This window comes from Galliscardovia ingluviei (assembly GCF_014635685.1).
Classification (GTDB): domain Bacteria; phylum Actinomycetota; class Actinomycetes; order Actinomycetales; family Bifidobacteriaceae; genus Galliscardovia; species Galliscardovia ingluviei.
Window position 1 is genome coordinate 629,607 of sequence record NZ_BMDH01000001.1, and the last position, 21,988, is coordinate 651,594.

Annotated in this window: 17 protein-coding genes and 1 tRNA gene; 11 read left to right on the forward strand and 7 right to left on the reverse strand. The window is 44.6% G+C overall.

Features of this window, described 5'->3' with window-relative positions; translation table 11 throughout:
* The first annotated feature begins 62 nt into the window (after nucleotides 1–62).
* The 7 genes from IEU85_RS02615 (at nucleotide 63) to clpX (ending at nucleotide 10,892) form a co-directional block, all read left to right on the forward strand.
* Nucleotides 63–1,358 carry a GntP family permease gene (locus IEU85_RS02615; protein WP_188354664.1) on the forward strand — a complete coding sequence of 432 codons (1,296 nt, stop codon included), beginning with the start codon at nucleotides 63–65 and terminating at the stop codon, nucleotides 1,356–1,358.
* Between the two features lie 67 nt (nucleotides 1,359–1,425).
* Nucleotides 1,426–2,571 carry a glycerate kinase gene (locus IEU85_RS02620; protein ID WP_188354990.1) on the forward strand — a complete coding sequence of 382 codons (1,146 nt, stop codon included), beginning with the start codon at nucleotides 1,426–1,428 and terminating at the stop codon, nucleotides 2,569–2,571.
* A gap of 212 nt (nucleotides 2,572–2,783) precedes the next feature.
* Nucleotides 2,784–4,286, forward strand: coding sequence for a metallophosphoesterase family protein (locus IEU85_RS02625; RefSeq protein ID WP_188354665.1), 1,503 nt, complete (start codon nucleotides 2,784–2,786; stop codon nucleotides 4,284–4,286).
* Nucleotides 4,283–7,735, forward strand: a complete 3,453-nt coding sequence (locus IEU85_RS02630) for an AAA family ATPase (protein ID WP_188354666.1) — start codon at nucleotides 4,283–4,285, stop codon at nucleotides 7,733–7,735. The genes IEU85_RS02625 and IEU85_RS02630 overlap by 4 nt, the downstream gene beginning before the upstream one ends.
* 147 nt (nucleotides 7,736–7,882) lie before the next feature.
* Entirely contained in the window at nucleotides 7,883–8,470 is a 588-nt protein-coding gene (locus IEU85_RS02635) for an ATP-dependent Clp protease proteolytic subunit (RefSeq protein ID WP_188354991.1), read from the forward strand.
* A gap of 1 nt (nucleotide 8,471) precedes the next feature.
* Nucleotides 8,472–9,134: an ATP-dependent Clp protease proteolytic subunit gene (locus IEU85_RS02640; protein WP_188354667.1), complete on the forward strand. Its 663-nt coding sequence runs from the start codon at nucleotides 8,472–8,474 to the stop codon at nucleotides 9,132–9,134.
* 192 nt (nucleotides 9,135–9,326) lie between these two features.
* Nucleotides 9,327–10,892 (forward strand): ATP-dependent Clp protease ATP-binding subunit ClpX, encoded by a 1,566-nt coding sequence (clpX, locus tag IEU85_RS02645; RefSeq protein ID WP_188354668.1) that lies wholly within the window; start codon nucleotides 9,327–9,329, stop codon nucleotides 10,890–10,892.
* A gap of 281 nt (nucleotides 10,893–11,173) precedes the next feature.
* Here the strand turns inward: clpX and IEU85_RS02650 are convergent.
* Nucleotides 11,174–11,246: transfer RNA gene (locus IEU85_RS02650), tRNA-Asn, on the reverse strand.
* Between the two features lie 480 nt (nucleotides 11,247–11,726).
* Here IEU85_RS02650 and IEU85_RS02655 point away from each other — a divergent pair.
* Nucleotides 11,727–12,311 (forward strand): peptidoglycan DD-metalloendopeptidase family protein, encoded by a 585-nt coding sequence (locus IEU85_RS02655; protein WP_229714695.1) that lies wholly within the window; start codon nucleotides 11,727–11,729, stop codon nucleotides 12,309–12,311.
* A gap of 467 nt (nucleotides 12,312–12,778) precedes the next feature.
* Nucleotides 12,779–12,907, forward strand: coding sequence for a hypothetical protein (locus IEU85_RS08775; RefSeq protein WP_268234203.1), 129 nt, complete (start codon nucleotides 12,779–12,781; stop codon nucleotides 12,905–12,907).
* Nucleotides 12,908–13,154: 247 nt separating this feature from the next.
* Here IEU85_RS08775 and IEU85_RS02660 read toward each other — a convergent pair whose 3' ends face one another.
* The 3 genes from IEU85_RS02660 to IEU85_RS02670 form a co-directional block, all read right to left on the reverse strand.
* Nucleotides 13,155–13,562 (reverse strand): arsenate-mycothiol transferase ArsC, encoded by a 408-nt coding sequence (locus IEU85_RS02660; RefSeq protein ID WP_188354670.1) that lies wholly within the window; start codon nucleotides 13,560–13,562, stop codon nucleotides 13,155–13,157.
* Between the two features lie 116 nt (nucleotides 13,563–13,678).
* Nucleotides 13,679–14,458 (reverse strand): ABC transporter permease, encoded by a 780-nt coding sequence (locus tag IEU85_RS02665; RefSeq protein ID WP_188354671.1) that lies wholly within the window; start codon nucleotides 14,456–14,458, stop codon nucleotides 13,679–13,681.
* Nucleotides 14,445–15,128, reverse strand: a complete 684-nt coding sequence (locus IEU85_RS02670; protein ID WP_188354672.1) for an ABC transporter ATP-binding protein — start codon at nucleotides 15,126–15,128, stop codon at nucleotides 14,445–14,447. The genes IEU85_RS02665 and IEU85_RS02670 overlap by 14 nt, the downstream gene beginning before the upstream one ends.
* A 135-nt stretch (nucleotides 15,129–15,263) precedes the next feature.
* Here IEU85_RS02670 and IEU85_RS08860 point away from each other — a divergent pair, with 135 nt between their 5' ends.
* Entirely contained in the window at nucleotides 15,264–15,560 is a 297-nt protein-coding gene (locus IEU85_RS08860) for a MarR family transcriptional regulator (protein WP_371866624.1), read from the forward strand.
* 25 nt (nucleotides 15,561–15,585) lie between these two features.
* A complete protein-coding gene (locus IEU85_RS02680; protein ID WP_188354674.1) occupies nucleotides 15,586–15,834 on the forward strand; it encodes an SDR family NAD(P)-dependent oxidoreductase in 249 nt (82 codons plus the stop codon).
* A 140-nt stretch (nucleotides 15,835–15,974) separates the two neighbouring features.
* Here the strand turns inward: IEU85_RS02680 and IEU85_RS02685 are convergent, their stop codons facing one another.
* The 3 genes from IEU85_RS02685 to IEU85_RS02695 form a co-directional block, all read right to left on the reverse strand.
* On the reverse strand, nucleotides 15,975–18,395 hold the full coding sequence (locus tag IEU85_RS02685; RefSeq protein ID WP_229714696.1) for a DEAD/DEAH box helicase: 2,421 nt from the start codon (nucleotides 18,393–18,395) through the stop codon (nucleotides 15,975–15,977).
* A 56-nt stretch (nucleotides 18,396–18,451) separates the two neighbouring features.
* Nucleotides 18,452–19,882, reverse strand: coding sequence for an ATP-binding protein (locus tag IEU85_RS02690; RefSeq protein ID WP_188354675.1), 1,431 nt, complete (start codon nucleotides 19,880–19,882; stop codon nucleotides 18,452–18,454).
* A gap of 92 nt (nucleotides 19,883–19,974) precedes the next feature.
* Complete coding sequence (locus tag IEU85_RS02695; protein WP_188354676.1) at nucleotides 19,975–21,987, reverse strand: TerB N-terminal domain-containing protein; 2,013 nt, start codon at nucleotides 21,985–21,987, stop codon at nucleotides 19,975–19,977.
* Nucleotide 21,988: the final 1 nt, after the last annotated feature.

A 21,988-nucleotide genomic window follows, 5' to 3' on the forward strand; every position in this document is an offset into this window, starting at 1 on the left:
GAAACTGCGATGCTCCAACGAACTAAGATTAGTACCGGTAACACCGGTTAAGGAGAATTCACATGGGTGTGACATTAACATGGTGGGCAGCTCTGCTAGGTCTTGCCTTGGCAATAATACTAATACTGAAAAAACTCAATACCACGTACGCATTGATGCTTGGCGCTGTTGTCGGATGCCTTATCGGAGGGGCAAATTTCCCTCAAACAGTAAAAATAATTGTTGCAGGTTCGCAAAGTGTTATGGGCACTGTAGTGCGTGTTCTTGCTGCAGGTGTACTTGCAGGCGTGATGATGGAATCTGGCGCTGCTAATCGTATTGCCAAAACGATTGTTACTGTATTCGGCGAAAAACTAGCTATTTTTTCACTAGCTTTTGCCACAATGATTATTTGTGCAGTTGGCGTATTTATTCCTGTTGCAGTGTTGATTGTGGCTCCAATTGCTATTGAGGTTGGTACCCGTTTGCATTTTTCAAAACTGGCGCTGCTTGTTGCCCTCTCTGGTGGTGGAAAAGCAGGTAATATTATTTCTCCAAATCCAAACACTGTAGCTGTTGCAGAGGGGTTCAAAGTTCCTATCGCTAGTGTGATGATTAACAGCTTTATTCCAGCGTTATTTGGATTAGCAGTTGCCGTGCTTTTGGCAAGTCTGTTACAGCACCGTGGTACTCCTGTCTCTATGGCTGATTTAGGAGAAACATCAGACGATAGCGAGCCAGCACAGCTGCCTTCTATTGGGGCTTCATTAGTTGCTCCAATTGTCGCGATAGTGCTATTGCTTATTAACCCTATTGGATCGGTGCTGGGAATTGGTTTTATGAAAGCATTCCAGGTAGATGCAATGTATATTTTGCCATTGGCAGCCATTATTGGTTTGCTAGCTATGGGTCAGGGCAAGCATATACTGCAATACACGAAAGCTGGTCTTAACCGTATGGTCGATGTGGTGCTGATTCTTATTGGTGCTGGCGCTTTAGGCGGTCTGATAACGAATTCTGATTTACCTGATCAAATCGTCAACTTGATTAAGATGACGGGTATTTCTGGGTCATTCTTAGCGCCAATTGCGGGTATTCTTATGGCTGCTGCCGCTGCTTCTACATCGACTGGTGTTATTTTGGGTTCAAGTGCTTTTGGTAGTACCATTTTGGGCTTTGGTGTTTCTCCTGTTGCTGCCGCAGTTACTATGCAAGCGGGTGCAACAGTTATTGATTCGTTGCCACATGGTAACTACTTCCATGTAACGGGTAAGAGCATGAATATGAGCTTGGCAGAACGTATGAAAGTATTGCCATACGAGGCTCTTGTTGGTTTAACTATGACTGTGGTGTCGAGCGTGATGTATCTCGTTTTCTAGTGATTTCTATGAAGAATAAGTCGATGCTCTTGCATGTAATAGAACGAGTCAGTAAAGGTTGGTTATGATGAAAATCGTCATTGCTCCAGATTCTTTTAAAGGAAGTCTTACCGCTCAGCAGGCAGCAGACGCAATTGCTCAAGGAGTACGTGAAGTGTTGCCAGAAGCTGAATTGGTGTGTGTGCCTATGGCTGATGGCGGTGAGGGTACTGTGCGATCACTAGTTGATGCTACAAGCGGTACGCTACTTACAGCAGAGGTTACAGGGCCTTTAGGAACACCAGTCCAAGCAGAATATGGATTGCTTGGAGATGGGCAGACTGCCGTTATTGAAATGGCAGCTGCCAGTGGCATCCAATTTATTGATGAAACTACGCGCAACCCACTGATTACAACCACACGTGGCACAGGTGAGTTGATTATTGACGCGCTCAATCATGGAGTACATCAGTTCATTATTGGGCTAGGTGGTTCAGCAACCAATGATGGTGGTGCAGGTATGGCGCAGGCTTTAGGTGTGCGACTCTTGGACGCCCAAGGTCATGAGCTTGCACCTGGTGGTGCCGCCTTAGCTCATCTTGACCACATTGATACCTCTGGTATAGATCCCCGCCTTGCTACTACACAAATTCGTCTTGCTTCGGATGTCACGAATCCATTAACTGGAGAGCGAGGAGCATCCGCAGTATTTGGGCCACAAAAAGGTGCCACACCCCAGATGGTTGAGCAGCTCGATAAGGCACTAACACATTATGCTCAAGTGATTGAGCAGCAACTTGGTAAGCGAGTTGTAGATATTCCAGGAGCGGGCGCTGCCGGTGGTTTGGGCGCAGGCTTTTTAGCATTCACTCATGCTTCTATGAGTTCAGGAGTGAATATCGTTGTCGATACCGTTGGTCTGGTTGCTCTTGCCAAGGGAGCTGATTGGTGTATTACCGGTGAAGGTGGCATTGATTCGCAAACTCAATATGGCAAAACGCCGATGGGCGTAGCCAAGGCAGTGCATCAGGCTAACCCTAATTGTAAAGTCATCGCTCTTGCTGGCAAAGTAGGCAGCGATGTTGAGCCATTGTATAGTTTAGGATTTGATGCCATTTTTGGTATTATGCCAGGAGTATGTACAATGCAAGATGCAGTGGAACATGCTGCAAGCAATCTCAGATTTGCCGCGCAAAATATTGCACGTTTAATTCTTGCAGCACAACAATCATAAATCCAAACATATATTAAACGCATGAGCATTCCGTCCCAGTTCAAAAGTGAACTTGGTACTGAGTTACATACAGAGTTACGGTGATGATTATGTGCTTATAAGGCAGGCATCAGCCTGCCTTATGTCTTATCTACAGCATATCGCTGTATACTTGCTGTGCAAGGGACTTAAGCATGACTACTACATCTCAGTACTCGGCGATAAGGAATGCTATGAAAATATTGCACACTTCTGATTGGCATATCGGCAGGCGCTTTAAAGGCGTTGACATGCAAAAGTGGCAGCAACATGCACTCGATTGGCTGATTTCCTATATCGAACAAGAGCATATTCAGGTTTTGCTAGTGAGCGGCGATGTATACGATGTGCCACGACCTTCTGCACAGTCTGTGCAGTTGCTCAGTAGCGTATTGAACCGTATTACTCAGCTTACTGTTGATGGGCGTCCTGTAGAAGTCGTGATTACGCCGGGCAATCATGATTCCGCATTACGATTAGGTTTTGCAGATCAAGCATTTGTACCGCAGTTGCATATGCGATGGAATGTTCGTGATATTGCAAAACCGGTAATTGTTGAGCGTGATCATGAAATTACAGCAGTATATGCGCTACCGTATTTAGATCCTGATGCATATCGCGCCGATATTGCAAGTCTTATACAAGAATACATACAGCAATTTGATGATATACAATATTTGCCAATGCCGTATGGGGTACAGATTGACGATGAAACTGTAGTACATGTCGATCGTTCTCACGATGCCATGATGAGTGCAGCATTAACATTGATGATGCCGAGTATCCTTGAGCAGCGTGCGAAAGCTGAACGTATCGGCAAAGCGATTACAGTGATTGTGATGGCTCATGCATTTGTCCGTGGTGCTCTTCCAGCAGATAGCGAGCGCAATATCGCTATTGGCGGTGTGCAAAGCGTTGCGAGTGACTTATTTATAGGTTCAGGTATTGATTATCTTGCACTTGGGCATTTACATCGCGCTCAGCAAGTGCGCATTGATTCGGCAGATATAACAGATTCATCGAATACTGATACTCAACATGTAGTTCTTCTTCCGCAAGCCAAATTGGCGAAGCAGTGGTGCGAGCAGCATGGCGTAAAGGCGAATATTGATTCACTAGTTACTCCAATTGCTCGTTATAGTGGATCACTGCTAGCGTATTCGTTTTCTGAACGTGTAATTCCAGCGCGTGAGGGGAATAATAAAAGCGTAGTGATACTCAATACTGAATCTGGTGTCGATGCTACTAATGCCAAGAGTAAGGGTAAACATGGTGATACATGCGATCAGGGTGAGATGTGTTCATCACGTATTGTTGTTGAGCATCTTGAGCCTGTGCAGTCAGGTCAGCCAGCGTTAAGCATTGTTGAAGGAAAGCTGCAAGACGTACTGAATGAGGCTGAGCAGCATAGCGAGCATTGGGTCAGTGCTCGTGTGCATGTTGATGAATATCCGCGTGGGTTATATGAGCAACTTGATCATTACTACCAGTATGTACTTGAAAAAACTATTATTTACGATAGAACAGCGAGTAGTCGTAGTGCACCGCGACTTACTGCAGAACGTGATGCTGCGCAGGATAGTGATATTCTCGACAGTTTTGTTCAAGATATGCTTGGTAGGAAAGCGACGGTTCAAGAGCGTGATGTTTTGCACCGGGCTTTAGAGCGAGCATTAGCGCAGGGGAGAGCATTGTGAAGATTATCGGGTTGCAATTTGCTGGTATTGGTCCTTATGTTGAGCAGTGTTCTATTGATTTTGCGGCATTGAGTGCTTCAGGTATGTTTTTAATTCAGGGCGAGACAGGTTCTGGTAAATCAACACTTCTTGATGCTATTACTATGGCTTTGTATGACAGTGTTTCCAGTGATTTTAGTGATAGTTCTCGCATGAGGTCTAAATTCTTAGCTCAAAGTCGTAAAGAAACTTTTACCGATCTGATTTTTGAAATACGTGATAAGGTATACCGCGTGCGTAGAGAGCCACAATATAGTATCCCAAAATTGCGTGGCGAAGGAGTTACTGAACATCGTGCAAGTGCAACACTGTGGCAACTAGATGATGATATTCGTCAGCTTATTAATGATGTCGATGAACAGGGTAGTGCACAACGGTATTTTGATTTTGCTCAAATTCAGGGTAATGCTACGGTGCTGGCTACCAAAGCTAATGATGTTGGCCAGGAATTATCTGCGATTATTGGGTTGACGCGCAAACAATTTACTACCACAGTTTTATTGGCTCAAGGGCAATTTGCAAAACTACTTAATATGCAGCCAGAAGAACGCACTCAATTGCTTGCTGACTTAGTGGATGCGCGTATTTTTGAAAAAGTGCAGGATGAGCTTCAGGAGGCTCGAAAGCAAGCAAAGAGTGAGCTTGATCAAGATTCTACTGTGTTTACGCAGTGTATTATTGCTTGGCAAAAGCTGGTGCAGGACTATGTAGAGCTTATGCGAGAGCACAACCATCTAGCTGATAGTGAGCAGCGGGAACTTGAAAATATTGCAAGCGACAATGAACAGTGGTGCTTAACTAGTGAGCACAAGCTCAATGTGCCAGCATTAACTACAGAAGATGTTAAGCGAGCATTAACATCGCATACGGAGGCTTTCGCACAGCATCTTAATGCTTGGCAGCATGGAATTATGCAGGATATTAACACCGCTCAGCAACTCTGGTCTCAAGCGCAGAAACAGACTCTATTTGCACGACAAGTTGTGCACAATATTGAACAAATACATGAATACAGTGTCACGGTAGCGCAACAACTACAGCAATATGACGATATTGTTGGGCTACGTTCACAATTACGCCGTGCTCGCGATGCTGCGCCTATTTATACGAGTATTCTTGAGTTGAAAGCTCAGCAACAGCAACATGATGCGACAGTTCAGCAGCATAAAATATTGGTAGACCAGATAGCTGAATTTCCCAAGCGTGAACAGATTGTTGCTGGCCAACAGCAAGTTCATCAGGCGCGTACGCAGCTAGTGGACTATACATATCAATTAGAGCAAGTGCAACATCAACAAGAATTGTGGCTGCAGATACAGCAGACTCAAGAGCAGCTTAAACAAGCACAACGTCATGTTGAAACACAAGTAATGGCTGTTAGACAAGCTCAACAGCAATCACAAGATTTTGGCACCAGTGCAAATTTCTCACAACAGCTTCATAAGATTCAGGAACATATTGAACAATATGGTGGAGCACAAGCGCAACTTGAGCAAGCTCAAGCAGTGCTTACCCATGCCGAGCAAGCGCTAACGCTGCAAAAGCAAGAGCAGCAACTTGCCAATTCATACAAACAAGCACAACAACAACTTGAAGATACAACAACAAGTCTCAATCTTGCCGTGCAAACAGTACAGCAAGATGAAAATGCGAAACTTGCAGCATTACTTATTGAAGGACAGCCTTGTCCAGTATGCGGTGCGCTGGAACACCCTAATCCGGTTATGCGGCCTGACTATGTGCCAGATGAATCATATATTGCTCGACTAGAGCAGGAACAAAATAACGCACGCACCCAATGTGAACAACTTCAGACGAAGTTAGTAACGATACGTGCTGATCTTCATGCTGAACAAGAACAGGCGCACGGGGGCGTTAAACAAGCACAACGAGAATTGAAACAAGCCAACGAACGAGTGGAGCAGTACCAAAGCTTTATACAACAACGAGATGCGGTACAAAAGCAGGTTGATCATGCGCAGCAGCTCGAGCAGGCAGTGGTAGAAGCACAACATATGGCGGATAAGGCGCAACAAGAACTTTCTGTAATTCAAGCTACCCACAAGCAATTGCAATCACGCCTTGATAGCAACTCAACGCAGGCTAGCCTAGAGCACCGTATCCAAGAACTCAACGAGTGTATTGCACAGGCACAACAGCGCATTGATCAAGAACAAGCTCTTGACGAACAACTCAAACGCTATGATGCGGCAATACAACAACATAACACACTTACCGCGCTGATTGATGAGCAGAACAAAACCCTGCAACGACTTCGCAAAAGTATAAACGAAGCTTGTAAACAAGCCAATTTCAAGGATAGCGATGCTGTGACTCAAGCAGTATTAGACGATGATATGCAGGTCGATATTGAACACAAAATTCAAGCATTTGAGCATGCTTGTGCAGCTACTGATGAGCACGGTAAGCAACTGGCTATACAGTTATATGCCACAATCGAACGCACTGCCGAGGAGACAAGTGCTATTGAAAATGCAGATGATACCGAAAATGCTGGTATTTCAGTAGCTTCGCTTTTTGCTTTCGACACACAACAAGATAATAAATTGAGCGAGCGCTATACAAGCAATATTCGCACGATATATCAGTATCTTGTAGAACAGAGCGTGGGACGTACACATTTTGATGAGCTACGTAGCGTGATAGCAGCACTAATACAAGTGTCAAAGCATATTGATCTAACACGTTTTGAACAGAAACAGGGTCAGGCATTGCAACAGCGTGACGATACACGCCAGTTGTATACGGTAGTACACAATATTGAGGTGCAGTCACAGCGATTGCAGTCACAGCTGATGCGAGACTACGAACAATGGGCGAAAACCTACCAAGCATATGAGCCTATTCGAGCCATGGCTGCATTAGCAAATGCATCTCCAGATTCTCCGGCTGCTGAAAAAATTACGTTAATGACATATTCGGTGACTGAGCGCTGTAAAGACATGTTGGAGCATGCTAATGAACTTTTGCATGATATTCAAGGTGGTGTTTACGAATTACGCTTAGATCAATCCACAATGCACCGTGGGCGCAAAACCGGATTGCCAATAAGTGTCTACGATCGGCGCAGTGATACCATTCGAGCTGCAGCAAGTCTTTCAGGTGGAGAGACTTTCTTCGTTTCTTTGGCTTTGGCGCTTGCTCTAGCTGATGAAATAACTGCTGGTCAAGGTGGGTTGTCACTGCAAACCATGTTTATTGATGAAGGCTTTGGCTCGTTATCTGATGAATATTTGGATGATGTTATGGACGTTTTACACGCGATTTCACGGCATCGAACCATTGGTATTATTTCTCATGTTGATCGTTTGAAAGATCAAGTACCATCAAATATTACGGTAACTCGTGTGAAACCAGATGGACGCTCTACACTGTGTGTGCAAGCGTAATTTTAAGCTCTTAGTGGTATTGTGTGAGTGTTTGATACGCGTGCAGCCGAAAACGCGCCGCGAGTCTCTTCAAGACGCTAGGCTTAAGGATGATTAGTTTAAGGTTAAGGAGACAAGGTGAGTGACTTACTACATGCCTCGCCACTAATGGATGGCTCGGATTCGCCAATGGGTCCTAATGACCCTATTTTTAACAGGTTGCTCAAGGAACGCATTATCTGGTTGGGCTCCGAAGTGCGTGATGAGAATGCCAATATTATTTGTGCACAGATGTTGATGCTTGCCGCTGAAGATCCAACTAAGGATATTTGGCTCTACATCAATTCTCCAGGTGGATCTATTACTGCTGGTATGGCTATTTACGATACTATGCAGCTTATTGAACCTGATGTTGCTACGATGGGTCTTGGAATGTGTGCTTCTATGGGTCAGTTCTTGTTAAGCTCTGGCACCAAGGGTAAGCGCTACCTGACTTCTCATGCCCGAGTGCTTATGCATCAGCCTGCTGGTGGTGTCGGTGGTACGGCTACAGATGTCCGTATTAATGCCGAATTGATTATGGATATGAAGAAGACTATGGCTGAGCTTACTGCTGAACAAACTGGTCATACTGTTGAAGAGATTTATCGCGATAATGAGTATGATCACTGGTTTACTGCTCAGCAAGCCTTGGAGTATGGATTTGTAGATAAGCTTGTATCTACACCAAGCTCTATCACACAGAAGGGGGAATAACATGGCCTCTGAAGAAGCACAATTTGTTGCGCGAGCCCAGCGTTTAGCAGGTAGGTCGTTTACCTCACCACAGTCGCGGTATATTCTTCCTCAGTTTGAGGAGAAAACCCCATATGGGTTTAAGCGCCAAGATCCATACACGCGACTGTTTGAAGATCGCATTATTTTTATGGGTGTGCAGGTCGATGACACCAGTGCAGACGATATTATGGCACAGTTGCTGGTATTGGAAAGCCAAGATCCAAACCGCGATGTGATGATGTACATCAACTCTCCTGGTGGATCAATGACTGCTATGACTGCCATTTATGACACTATGCAGTATATTCGCCCTGATGTGCAGACAGTATGCTTAGGTCAGGCAGCTAGCGCTGCGGCAATTTTATTGGCAGCAGGTACCAAGGGTAAGCGATTGATGCTGCCTAATGCTCGTGTACTTATTCATCAGCCTGCTATGGGTCAGGATTTTGGTAAAGCCACTGAAATTGAGATTCAGGCTCGTGAAATGTTGCGTTTGCGCACATGGTTAGAGGAGACACTAGCCAAGCATACAGGTCAGGATATTGAGCGCATCCGTAAGGATATTGAAGTTGATACAATTTTGACCTCGCAGCAGGCAAAAGAGTACGGTATTGTTGATGAGGTGTTAGCTCCTCGTCAGTAGTTCATCAGGTTCGAGTTGCGTAAGCATTCGATGCTGAAGTGATAAGAACTACACACTAGTCTGTCTGAAAATACGCTTGACGTGTATGGCAGTAAGTGTTGTAATACGTCCCTATCGTGGTAATAGTGCTAGGATAGGGACGTTAGTTTATAGATAGCGTTTTGTCACATACCGCAACGTGTAGGGAGTGCTATGGGAGAAGTAGTTAGCTATGACGATGAGGTCATGGTGTGTAATTTTTGCGGTAAAAGTGAAGAGCAAGTTACCAAGTTAATTGCGGGTCCCGGAGTTGCTATTTGTGATGAGTGTGTTGCTATTTGTACAGAGATTTTGCAAGAGCACCAGCAAGAAGATGCGCAAGTTTTTGCCGATCATATTCCTGCTCCACGCGCGATTTATGACTACTTAGAGCAGTATGTTGTTGGGCAATATCAAGCAAAACGCACACTTGCTGTAGCAGTGCATAATCACTACAAACGTGTGGTTATGCAGTCCTATGAGCAATTGAGCAAGCAAAGCGAACAAAATACTGAACACGCTACTGGGCAAACACTGCGAGATAAAATGCCAGTGCATCATCAAGCATTTATAGAACATGATGAAGCGCATGATGATACGAGTCATGATAAGCGAGCATATGATGACCCTGCACATGATGATACGCTAGCACTAGCACTTCATACAGATTCGCAAAGTAGATTTTCATCCTTTAGTCAAGGATTGCATAAACGAGAACGACAATCAGACACTGCGCATCATGAGCAGGAAAGCTATAATCACAGGCATAAACTTGCACAACTCGCTAAAGCATTCGGTCATGTACGCATCGATAAGTCAAATGTGCTTATGCTTGGTCCCACTGGTGTGGGTAAAACCTATTTAGCGCGTACATTAGCTGATGTTATGCATGTGCCTTTTGCACTTACTGATGCGACAACGCTTACTGAGGCAGGCTATGTTGGCGACGATGTAGAGACTGTACTACAGCGGTTAATTCAGGCGGCTGATGGTGATATTGAACGCGCACAGTCTGGCATTATTTATATTGATGAGATTGATAAAATTGCGCGCAAATCGGGAGAGAATACGTCGATTACTCGTGATGTGTCCGGTGAAGGAGTACAGCAGGCTTTATTAAAAATTATTGAAGGCACAGTAGCCAGCGTTCCGGTGGAAGGTTCTCGTAAGCATCGCGATTTGGAAACGGTGCAAATTGATACGCGTAATATTTTATTCATGTTTGGTGGGGCGTTTGTTGGGCTGGAAGATATTATTGAACGCCGTTTAGGTAAGCATGAGAGTGGGTTTGTGACTTCAGATAAACGCGACGAGCTTGCTCATGTGGATGGCAATGCGCTATTGCATTATGTTACTGGCGATGATTTGATTGAATTTGGTATGCTTCCTGAATTTATTGGAAGAATTCCGGTACGCACTGTGCTTGATGAGCTGCAAGAGCAGGATCTGGCGAGGATTCTTTGTGATCCTGTTAATGCCTTAACCAAGCAATATCAAAAGCTATTTGCATTTGATGGTATTACTTTGGACTTTCAAGATGATGCTATTGCGCAGATTGCTCATATTGCAAAGTCAAGTGGCACAGGGGCTCGTGGACTACGTTCTATTATTGAGCAAGCGCTCGAGGAGACGATGTTCCAATTGCCTGAACTACACAATGTTACACGTATTATCGTTGATGCTGAGGTAATAGAGGGTAGAGAGCGACCGCGCGTAGAGTACCGTACTGCCGAGGCATAATGGGCTTTTAGAACAGGCATATAGGCAGGAAACTCTGCCACGTGGGAACAGCAAGCCACACTAGTGTGGCAAAACCACTTTATCTTTTACATTTCAGCTAAGCGGATATGTATATACATGGTATCGGCGTGTCGTGCACAGTACACAATGGAATGAATTTTTGCCCCTATCTCAATATGTAGGGGAATGTAGGGGAATGTAGGGGAATGCTATTTTTGATGGTTGGTTGTATGGTGTGCAGATATGCGAAAACCCCTTGAAAATCAAGGGGTTTTGACTTGCTCCTGCGGCTGGGCTTGAACCAGCGACCGTCCGATTAACAGTCGGATGCTCTGCCAACTGAGCTACGCAGGAATACTCCATGAACTTGAAGCAGTGAACTGTTTCGTGCTCACAAGATGAATACTATAGACCCATTTCCTTCATATGCCAAATCACGGCGTGTTGCACGTATTTTCAGTATTTATCTATAACCATTCTGCAATGCCATGAGTTGTCCTCGCGTAGTTGACGAATGCTTGATAACAATTCCTCAAGCGCTTGCTTCCAGAAATTTGAATGTGCTGAACTATAAGCAAGGACACACTTCATTACAACGTAGTAACTCAGCACAATACAGCACTTAATCAAACGCATTGTTTTGAAAGGAATACTATGTCAGTACAAACCCGATCAGCACAATTCCAACATCGTATTCAGCTGTACCGGCAGCAACAACGATTTGCACGTTTAGCAGCACATAAACAATATATGTATCTTGTTGTATGTGCGCTGTGGACGTTTTGCTTTGGAAGTATTGTATGCTTTGTCTCCGCTCCTATATCCACTTATGCCATGTCAACAAACGAAACCAATAGTGCTTCTACAAACTACTCATCCCAATCAAATTCCTTTATCCAAATACGCGGCTCGAAACCAGCAAAATCCATCACTATTTCAGACAGCCAAAGTCAGCATAAACAATGTCGTATTCGCTGGCAATGGCCAGTTGAGCACAGACAAGATAGCGTTCCTACAATATTGCGCCATTTTGAAAAACCTCCCGCAGCATGGCTTGCAGGACATCGCGGCATTGATATTAAGTCACAAGAACAAGAATCGGTTATAGCGCCAGCACGCGGCGTTATTAGATATGCCGGAATCATCGCGGGCGTACCAACAGTTTCCTTACAGCATCAAGAAGGTGTAGTAAGTAGCTATCAACCAGCACGGCTTTTACCAACTCTACATATCGGTAGCACAGTTACACAGGGCGAACCTTTTGGCGTTATCACGTATGCACAATCATCAGCAATGCATTGCACCCAGTGCCTCCATTGGGGTGTATTTATGCCAGAGCACCCTCCTCAATATCGCAATCCCATGCAATATATCGAGCCGCAAACCATTGTCTTGAAGCCATATGAGCCAAGGAGTTAAAGTCTACCAACTAAAAACCGACTTGCGAACCAATAGCGGCTGAAGGAGGTTCATACTTGGTCAATAATGTTATAGCATCGGATAGAGTGCAACAGCGCCATCCAGAGATAAACAAATTTGATGTGCAAGTATGGCGTAATATCCAAAAATCTATGCGACGTAACACAGAACCGTATAACTATGTTGCAGTGGGCATAGACGATAGAGGTAGACAACTGGAAGTGATTGCATTTTAGATAAGAATAGTGATTGGGTTATATACCATGCAATGGAAGCTACCGTAAAAGTATTACGAGAGTTAGGCATGTTAAGGAGATAAGAACATGGGAATGATCTCTAAAGCTGGCACAATCGTTACCGACAAAATGATAGAAAAATAGTCGAGTGATGCTGAACATGGTATCTATCCAGGCGAGAGTGGTCCAGTATTTGCTGGACAGACACCGCTAGATGAAAACGATGTTGAGATGAATAAGCCCAACATTTCTATTAGTGTCGATTTGTGGGATCTTATTGCCAGCAAGTCTCAGCGTTTAGGAGTTAGTACTGACGAAATAGTTAGGCGCGCACTTACTCGAGAACTAGCGATGATGTAATGTTTCGCGGCTTGTACCCCACGCGATACTGCACACGGGGCACAAAAAGCCGCGTAGTTGGTAGCTACGCGGCTCGCGTGGGGCAGTGCCCCACAAAAACATGAGTAGTAGCAACATAGTAGGCAGCATGCAAATCGGCAACACTTGCATCACAGTAGACTACAACGGGAAAACTGGAGTAGTAAGCGTCGCACAAAGTAACACCTATGTATACACGAAATACAGCACGGGTACGGTGTTATTTCACTTAAGATTGTATTCTTTGAAGTAAATCGCGTACACGACCTTCAATATCTGCAATAATAGCCTCTACCTCTAGTGAGCTTGCGTGTGCAGGATCTGCAACAGGCCAGTCCACATAATGTTTTCCTGGATATACGGGGCATGCCTCGCCGCACCCCATGGTGATCACCCAATCAGCCTGTGCTACTATCTCATCGGTGAGTAGTTGCGGCGTAAGATTAACCGGACTGAGACCGCGTTGCATTAACGCCTGCATTACTTGAGGGTGAATGTGCTCAGCTGGAGTTGTACCAGCACTTACTATATGTATATAAGCTGGTGCTTGTTGTCGAGCAATCGCCGCAGCTATCTGCGAGCGCCCAGCATTTTGCTTGCAGGCGAATACAATAGTTATTGTGTGGTTGTTCATCATATCTCAAATTCTGTTGCTCTGCCAATATGTCTATTTTAATATATGGCGCTGGTATTTATTATTGATTTTTATGTGCTAGACGCTATGCCAACACTATGTATTCTTTCGTTTCGTAATTACAATATGTATTGTGCTTCTTGATTAAAGCATGTTCGATATACCATAAGCATAATTATAGAATCTGCGATAAGCGTGAGAGAGGCAATAGTTACTAAAATAACAAACTGATATTTGGCTGCGTTAAGTGGGTCGCCTCCTGCAATGATTTGACCAGCCATCATGCCTGGAATGGTAACTATGCCTGCAGAAGCGAGGGATGCGATAGTAGGAGTAATACCCAGTCTGATAGACGATTCAATTGATGGTCGAGCAGCTTCCCAAGTACTGGCGCCAAGTGCTAGTAATGTCTGTATCTCATTGCGGCGTTCGCGCATGGATTCAAAAAATCTGCTTAATCCTACAGCAAGTGCTGAGACAGTGTTACCCAAAAGCATTCCTGCGAGTGGTGTTACCAGTTGTGGAGCATACCATGGTTGTGGCCTAACGATGAGTTCGGCAACTACACTAATCATCAGTAGTACGGTTAGAGTAAGCGCTAACAGCACTGGTAGCGCGAGCCCATGTGGTACACCTTTTGCTCTCGATAGAGTAATTTGTACTCCTGCTACCAGCATAAAGATGATCAGTAAGCCCACTAACCAAGGGTTTTGCTGTGCAATAACAAAGCCGATAATATAGCCCATAACTGCAAGTTGTAGTAAAGCTCGAAGTGTGGACCATAGGAGCGTTGTTGCTATGCCGATGCGCATGCGCACGGTAATGATGGCCGCAATGCTCACCATAAGTAAAGCAATAACCAGTCCCCAAATATCAATATTGTAACTATTGGTTGACATGATGTAGTCCTTCTGGGTTTAGTATAAGTGTACGTGTTGCAATGCCATCATCGGCACTATGTCTTACGCGAATAATGCTTACATGCTCATGTGTTGCAATATGTTGTAGGAGTTGGCTGACTAGATAAGCATTGTCTGGATCGAGTGCGGCATCGACTTCATCGGCGAGGAGTACTTGTGGTTTAGTAAGTAGCGTGCGCGCAAGACTAATACGTGCTGCTTGCCCGCCCGAAAGTTCATGAATGGGCCGCTGCATCTCGATATCAGCGCAACCTAATGTTGTTAAAAGTTGCTCAAGTTTTAGGTCATTGGGCGCGTGAGATTGGGCAGGGTGACGTATGCGCATACCAAAAGGCATACGTAATGCGTCAGCCACTGTTTCGCCAATAAGTATTGGTTGCTGTGGAATATACGCTACTTGTGTGCGCCACTTGGCAGGGGAGTATTGTTTGGCTGAAATTCCATGCAATGCCAGTTGCCCTGTACTATACCGATTTAATCGAGCAAAAGCAGTGAGCAAAGTACTTTTCCCGCATCCAGATGGACCAGTAATATCAATAATTTCCCCGGATTGCACAGTGAGATCGACATGGGCAAAAATAGTTTTTTTACTGCCGTTTGGCATGGGAATGCAGCATGTCATGTTGTGGGCTTCAAATGCGTTAGCCATGGCAGACACTATAGCATTCAATATGCAGTTTTGAATTGAGCAACTATGAACCTTGAACAATGGTTTGACACACGCAATACTCTGCATCAAATAGAACATGCCATTGCCGACCAGCTCCAACACACGTCAGAACCAATGACACTGAATGCATTCTACGTCATGCATTATCTTGCCCAGGCGCAAGGAAAGCCACTTACTGTTAACGAAATTAGCGCGTATATTGGGCTAAGCCAGTGTGCCACTTCACGCATGCTTCACCGATTTGAAGCATCATGCCAAGTTATAGAAAAACATAAAGCCCTACCGATAGGCGTGCATTACAAATCAAACTCACAGACTACGGTAACACACTACTACAAGAAGTATATAGTGCCGTTACACACGTACTTGCCGCATACACACAAGTACCACTTGCACACAAAGAGCAAGTAAAAATCATAGACTGAAAAGGGAAACCATGGAACACGAAGTACTACTCATAACTGGTGCGTCAAAGGGCATAGGGTTGGCAACAACACTTGCAGCATTAGCACAGGGACATTATGTTGCAGCAACATCGCGTGATACTCATCAACTGCAACAGACTATACAGGAAAAAGCTCCTGCACAAGTAGATCATTTTCTTGCAGTGGACAACCTGCTATCGGAGCTATGCAATCACATATTAACGAGCTCATCACTCAAATCAACGATAACATCGAACTAAGTATGAGTATTGATAGATAACATATCTAAAGACACAGCGCTATTGTCAAAACAGTACAATAGTCAAAGTATTGAGAGGGATCATATGAAGCAATTGAGCTTGGTATTGTAATCTAGGAACTGCTACCTATCAATACCAAGCTACAAGAACATCTGCGTCCAGCGCTCAATCGCCTCAGCCATACCTTGAATATCAAGCACGCCGTAAGCAAAGCCCTTTTTCACCAATTCAGCAGGCACATACTGATCATACTTCTCAAAAATAGGAACTTCTTGAGGATAGACCAATTCCAAAGGATCAATACCACGATGAAGCTCATCGGCCACAATAGCATAAAACTCGCGCTCGCTTACTTGCATAGTAAATTGCATAACATACGGACGTGTAGACTGTAAGCCTTTTAAGCCTAAACGACTAGCGCAGCGAATTTTTAACATACGCTCTAACGCCAAAAATGCGTAAGTACCTAACCATGGCACTAGCGCGTACGACCTACCACCAAGATGTATAAGCGGTTGCTCAGCCATATGATTGTACTGGGCAAGCGAGCGAGCTTGTGTTAATCGAGCTTGTGCATGGGGGAGCAAGTACGGGTACATCGTAGATTCGCGTAGCACTTGCGCCATGCGCTGTAGCACTCGTGTATGAATATCGCCTGGTACATCGCCAAAATACGCTGGTTTGGTGCCTTGTACCAGTTCGCAGTAGACAAGGTGACGTTCATAATCGATATCTTCGACCACCCACACTCGACCAGCAATAGCAATCGTTTCTCCTACAGGAGGCGGCTTAACAATAGTGCCGAGCTCTTGAGAACCGGTGCGAACACTGAATTCAATATTTTCTTGGAATACCGCATAGAATTTATAATTATTGACAACTTTTTCTCCAGTAATACCGACAATAAGATTGCCAGATTCAGTAAGATTGATATGGTCAGTTGCAATAAGATGACGCAAAAGCAGGCGATAATCCTCCTGGCTAATAGTATGGAAACAAGCCAATGAGAGTACGCGTGAAGCAAGTTGCGCTGCACTTAATTCACCATACGAAGCAAGGGTACTCATGGTCTGATGGTAGAGCAAACTATAGGGAAGCCGGTCTAATCTGGCAGGCTCAACAAAATGCTCCTCTGCATAGAGTTGTATCAGTGCAATACCTTGTAGTAAGTACCATGGGGTATTGGCAGGTGAATCGCTGCGAGCGAGCGCAGGATCTTCTCGCATCACAAACCACATTTCGCTTGGCATACCACGCCTACCTGTCCTACCAAGGCGTTGTAGGAAACCAGAAACAGTGAATGGTGCATCGAGATGAAAGGCACGCTCTAATTTACCGATATCAATACCGAGCTCCAAGGTGGCTGTAGCGCAGATAGAGATAAGACTGTCGTCTTCCTTCATCTCTTCTTCCGCACTTTGGCGCAGTGCAGGTGACAGATTGCCATGATGGATTAAAAATCGGTCTGGTTCGCCGGTTATTTCGCAATAATGTCGTAACTGCTGACAGACGATTTCGCATTCTTCACGTGAGTTCGTGAAAATTAAGCATTTATGACCTTTGGTATGTTCAAAAATATAGCCTATACCTGGGTTTGCTTGTTCTGGTGCTTGATCAGTTGCCTGCTCCTGTATAAAGGTGCTAGGTGGTTCTTGCGCGTCAAGTAGTGGCTGCTGGTGCTGTGTCAAAGCGTGAGCACGCTGAGGGTGAGTGTGCAACTGAATATCACGTGCTATTTCTTGTTGTGGTAATGCTAAGACTGGCTTTGTACTAGTTGATTCAGTACTCATATCAGTGGAAAGTGCATCAGCTTGTGGTCCACTATTATAAAAATGCTCCATACTGATACGCCACACGTCATTGCCGGATTCGATATGCGGGATAATAGTAGCTCGATCGCTGCCTGCTGCTAAAAATGCTCCAGCAGATTGTGGATCTCCAATAGTTGCAGAAAGACCAATTCGGCGCGGATTACATCCTGCAATTCTACAAAGCCGCTCAATAAGAGCAAAGGTTTGTAGCCCACGATCTGCGCGTAGCAGCGCATGAATTTCATCAATAACCACAAAGCGTAAATCGTGGAATAATGATGGAATTTCCATAGCGCGATTGATCAGTAAGGATTCTAAAGATTCAGGAGTAATTTGCACAATACCACTAGGGTGTTTGAGTAGCCTTCGTTTGGCACTTTGAGAAGCATCACCATGCCATTTCGTGACTGTAATATGCGCTTGCTCACATAATTCATCTAAACGCAGAAACTGATCATTAATGAGCGCTTTTAATGGAGCAATATACAAAATACCAACGCTATGAGCCGGAGCTTCATCAAGTAAAGTCAGCATTGGAAAAAACGCTGCCTCGGTTTTACCAGACGCAGTAGAAGCACAAACTAGTACATGATGGTCGGTAGTAAAAATTGCGCGTCCAGTAGCCTCTTGCACGTCACGTAATGCATGCCATCCCGATTGGTAAATATAGTCTTGGATAAACGGCGCATATCGACTAAACACATCAACATCATCAGTTGGAGTATCACTTGTATAGTGTGTATTCACCATAACCGCCTATCGTTACCATCCGCCCGCTTCCTGCGCAATACATGTACAACCTAAGCTCACAACGTAAATTCAGCATATAAACCCTCATCAGGATCAGCATTGCGTTCAGGGGCAGACACCACTTGATGCGTTTGCTGTGAAGCGGCACCTGTAGAGTATGCGCCAAACGAGTCATGTACTTGCGGCTGCGGCGCAGAGGCAAAGGTAAATGAAGAAGAATCAAGAATTGCCTGTAACGTCAAATCAGGATGCTGGTAGAGCAAATCACACAGCTCAATAAAATCTCTAATAATTTCTCGCGGCGTAATATGCCGATCTGCACCAACTCTGCCATATTCAATTTGAATAAACGAAGCCAGATCCTCAGTAGTAAGACGCGGCTCATAACCATACAGCCCACAATGCATCGTCTGTAGCTTCTCACACAAGACCAGTATCTCCTCCGGCGTGAGCGGATCAAGACGAATAACGGGTGCTAATAAATCGCGAGCACCTGGCCTAGAGAATTTACCCTCCGTCAGCCTAGACCGAAGTGCTTCATAACTATAAATGCCACGGCGTTTATCCTCTAATGTTTGCGGAGTAGCACCAAGAATTAGCCCCAAATAATGCGCTTTACCTTGTAATGTGTCGTTATACATGGTCAACATTTTTTCATAATTATATTGACGAGTAATGCTGTTTGGAATCTTATAAATATTGACCAGCTCATCAATCATCACCAGCAAACCTGCATACCCGGCATAGCGGAAAAACTGCGCAAACAACTTAATATACTCGTACCAATTATCGTCAGTAATAATAATATTGACACCAAGTGCTTCTTTTGCTTCCCGTTTCAACGTGAATTCAGCTCTAAACCAGCGTAATACCTGCTGCTGAGTAAGCTCATCGCCATCAAGATACGCATGATAGTAGCGTGAAAGCAGTGTAGCAAATTCAAAACCATGTACTAACTCACTCATTGATGAAGTGACATGAACAATACGCTGATCGACAAGAGCACCAACTTTAGGATCGTTAAGCTGCAAACCAGATTCTTGAATAACCTCACTTTGCACATTACTAATCCAACGATCAAGAATCAACGAAAGCGCCCCGCCCTCAGGCTTAGTTTTAGTAGCCAAATTGCCAATGAGCTCACGATAAGTAGCCAAGCCCTGTCCACGAGAACCCTGCAAGCGACGCTCAGGAGACAAATCCGCATCAGCAACAATAAAATCCTTGTCCATAACATAATTGCGAATAGCTTGAATCAGAAAACTCTTACCAGAACCATACTTACCAACAATAAAGCGACAAGTAGCGCCCCCATCAGCAATAATATCCACATCACTTAATAATGCTTGAATTTCAAGCTTCCTACCCACAGTAATATACGGCAAGCCGATACGCGGCACCACACCACCTTTTAACGCATTGAGTACTGTACGAGCAATACGCTTTGGAACCTTAGGGGCCGACTGTGCGCTGTTGCTAAAATCCATGCGTCCAAACCTTACTGTCTTAACTATCAAACTATTCAAACTATCCAACTATTGCTTAGCCATTCTATTATGGTATCGCCTGATAAGACCGATTATTGTGCCTGCTGCTCCAGCCACTGGGCGACATCATCAGCATAATCATCAACTAGTTGCAAAGAAGCACCATCATACTCCACAATGGTATCGCCAAACTCCTGCCAGCAAAGACTATTAATGCTATCAGCAACAACAGCAGGCAACCGTTGAGCTTGACGAATATCAGCCAATGCTGATTCGCCTGACGAGTCAGCAAGCAAATCCCTGAGAATACGGTATACAAACTCTTGATCTTGATTGTGCTCCTCTTGTTGCCCCTGAGAGCGAATAGTTTGCTGAGCATCATCATGGGGGTTAACTGAATCCACAAATGATAGTGTTACAGCATCTGAAGATGAATCGAGCAATGAATCCACACCTGAACTCGTCAATGCCGTTGTTTGATCAGTATCATCACGCTCCTCATCAGTGAGCAAACGCTCTTGAGTTAATGCCGCATCAGTACGGATTTTGCCCAATGTGCCCGCGCTGACATCAATCGAAGGAATCTGCACTCGCCGTTGTTGCTGTGCCACATACGCAAATCCTTGTTCAACAAGAGGCACAGCCCACAACTCATCATCACGCTCGCGTAAATATCCTCCAGTTTTCCATTGTTTACGCAGTATGCGGTCAACAACGCGCAGGAAAGTATCAAGTTGCTTCGTATCAAATGAAAATGGCGAGTATCCCTCGATATACCAAGCGCGTTTCTGATACTCAAGGCGTCGCATTGGCGTAAGCATATAAGAAACATTAGTTTCTGGCTTAATGGGTTCCACCATAGCGTCGGCAAGAGGGAAGTACTGGCGACGATATGGCTTACCAAAAATAATGCTAAATAAAGACTGCTTCTGCATGGCTTCGACCGTCTGCCGCGCACAATATGTCCACAGCTGCGCTACCATATGTACGGCTTCATCATGCCGCTTTTTAAAAATTGGAGACTTACTGAAAGTCGTAGAAAACTCAAATATTGCTTCAATAATTTGTGATTCTTGATACTCCTGAGGTGAATACAATGTATGCAGCAGCGTATCTTGTTCTCGTATAGTGTGATCTATAAATTGTTGTATTAAAGCCACATCTACACCGTATAGAACGCAAAAATCAACGATCCACGTATGTAATGCAACAGTATTAACAGCAAAGAACTCATCCTGCTGCTCAAATTGTGCCAGACAGTGATATGCTTTGCGTGCAGCATCTTCAGGACTGTCAGCACCAACACCATTAAATAATTCATTTAAATAAATACTGATAAATACTGCGGAAGCTGGTTGAAGTTGACCAGCACGGTACCGCGTGCGCCAAGTGAAGTATCCGCGCAACTGATTCAACGTCAAACTTTGATAGGTTGGGTAAAGCCTAAAAAGGGAAGTGCTCCATGTGCCTGTTGTTTCAGTGTAGTCACGCATAAAACGTGCTTGACGAATAAAAAGTTTGCGCTGTGCATCTAACGATTTTGAGGGTCGTGCTTGTTGTCCCATAGCAAGCATTTGCCGCAACTGTTCAGGAATACTTGGATCATCAAAGCGCGCATCAGTATGCTGCGCTCTAACAATACGCTGGCTTTGCACGTGTCCGGCGCTATAACTCCTAGTAGAGCGTTGTGTTGGTTGGACAACAATATCAGCTGGCTGATTTTGCGGATGCACATGGTTGATTACCATTACATTGCCAAGTTCAGCTTTAGCATAGGCCTCATCGAAACACGCAAATACATCATGAGCATCGTAAACTTGTGAGCAGTCCACGCCAATCCAGTCATTGCCGCTCACCCGTTTAGCAAAAATCACATACGGTGCCTGCTGTTGTGCAAGCATTTGTTTATAAGGAACACCGCATTTAATATCGCAATATTCAACAAACTCACCCAACTGCTCATTCCATTCACGCATAAGAATGGCTAGCCACGAGCCAGTATGTGGATGCGATAATACAGAAACTCCAGGGTATTGCGACCAAGGGAAAGTTTCGTCAATATCGTACTGCTCATATGCATATTCAACCAGTTCACTTAGTTGCATA

Bases quoted from the DNA above. Each gene is read 5' to 3' on its own strand.
- IEU85_RS02685 (WP_229714696.1), bottom strand. From the start codon at position 18,395: ATGGTGAATACACACTATACAAGTGATACTCCAACTGATGATGTTGAT.
- IEU85_RS02695 (WP_188354676.1), bottom strand. From the start codon at position 21,987: ATGCAACTAAGTGAACTGGTTGAATATGCATATGAGCAGTACGATATT.
- IEU85_RS02680 (WP_188354674.1), top strand. From the start codon at position 15,586: ATGGAACACGAAGTACTACTCATAACTGGTGCGTCAAAGGGCATAGGG.
- IEU85_RS02665 (WP_188354671.1), bottom strand. From the start codon at position 14,458: ATGTCAACCAATAGTTACAATATTGATATTTGGGGACTGGTTATTGCT.
- IEU85_RS02620 (WP_188354990.1), top strand. From the start codon at position 1,426: ATGAAAATCGTCATTGCTCCAGATTCTTTTAAAGGAAGTCTTACCGCT.
- IEU85_RS08860 (WP_371866624.1), top strand. From the start codon at position 15,264: ATGACACTGAATGCATTCTACGTCATGCATTATCTTGCCCAGGCGCAA.
- IEU85_RS02640 (WP_188354667.1), top strand. From the start codon at position 8,472: ATGGCCTCTGAAGAAGCACAATTTGTTGCGCGAGCCCAGCGTTTAGCA.
- IEU85_RS02635 (WP_188354991.1), top strand. From the start codon at position 7,883: ATGGATGGCTCGGATTCGCCAATGGGTCCTAATGACCCTATTTTTAAC.
- IEU85_RS02615 (WP_188354664.1), top strand. From the start codon at position 63: ATGGGTGTGACATTAACATGGTGGGCAGCTCTGCTAGGTCTTGCCTTG.
- clpX (WP_188354668.1), top strand. From the start codon at position 9,327: ATGGGAGAAGTAGTTAGCTATGACGATGAGGTCATGGTGTGTAATTTT.
- IEU85_RS08775 (WP_268234203.1), top strand. From the start codon at position 12,779: ATGAATAAGCCCAACATTTCTATTAGTGTCGATTTGTGGGATCTTATT.
- IEU85_RS02660 (WP_188354670.1), bottom strand. From the start codon at position 13,562: ATGATGAACAACCACACAATAACTATTGTATTCGCCTGCAAGCAAAAT.
- IEU85_RS02670 (WP_188354672.1), bottom strand. From the start codon at position 15,128: ATGGCTAACGCATTTGAAGCCCACAACATGACATGCTGCATTCCCATG.
- IEU85_RS02690 (WP_188354675.1), bottom strand. From the start codon at position 19,882: ATGGATTTTAGCAACAGCGCACAGTCGGCCCCTAAGGTTCCAAAGCGT.
- IEU85_RS02625 (WP_188354665.1), top strand. From the start codon at position 2,784: ATGAAAATATTGCACACTTCTGATTGGCATATCGGCAGGCGCTTTAAA.
- IEU85_RS02655 (WP_229714695.1), top strand. From the start codon at position 11,727: ATGTCAACAAACGAAACCAATAGTGCTTCTACAAACTACTCATCCCAA.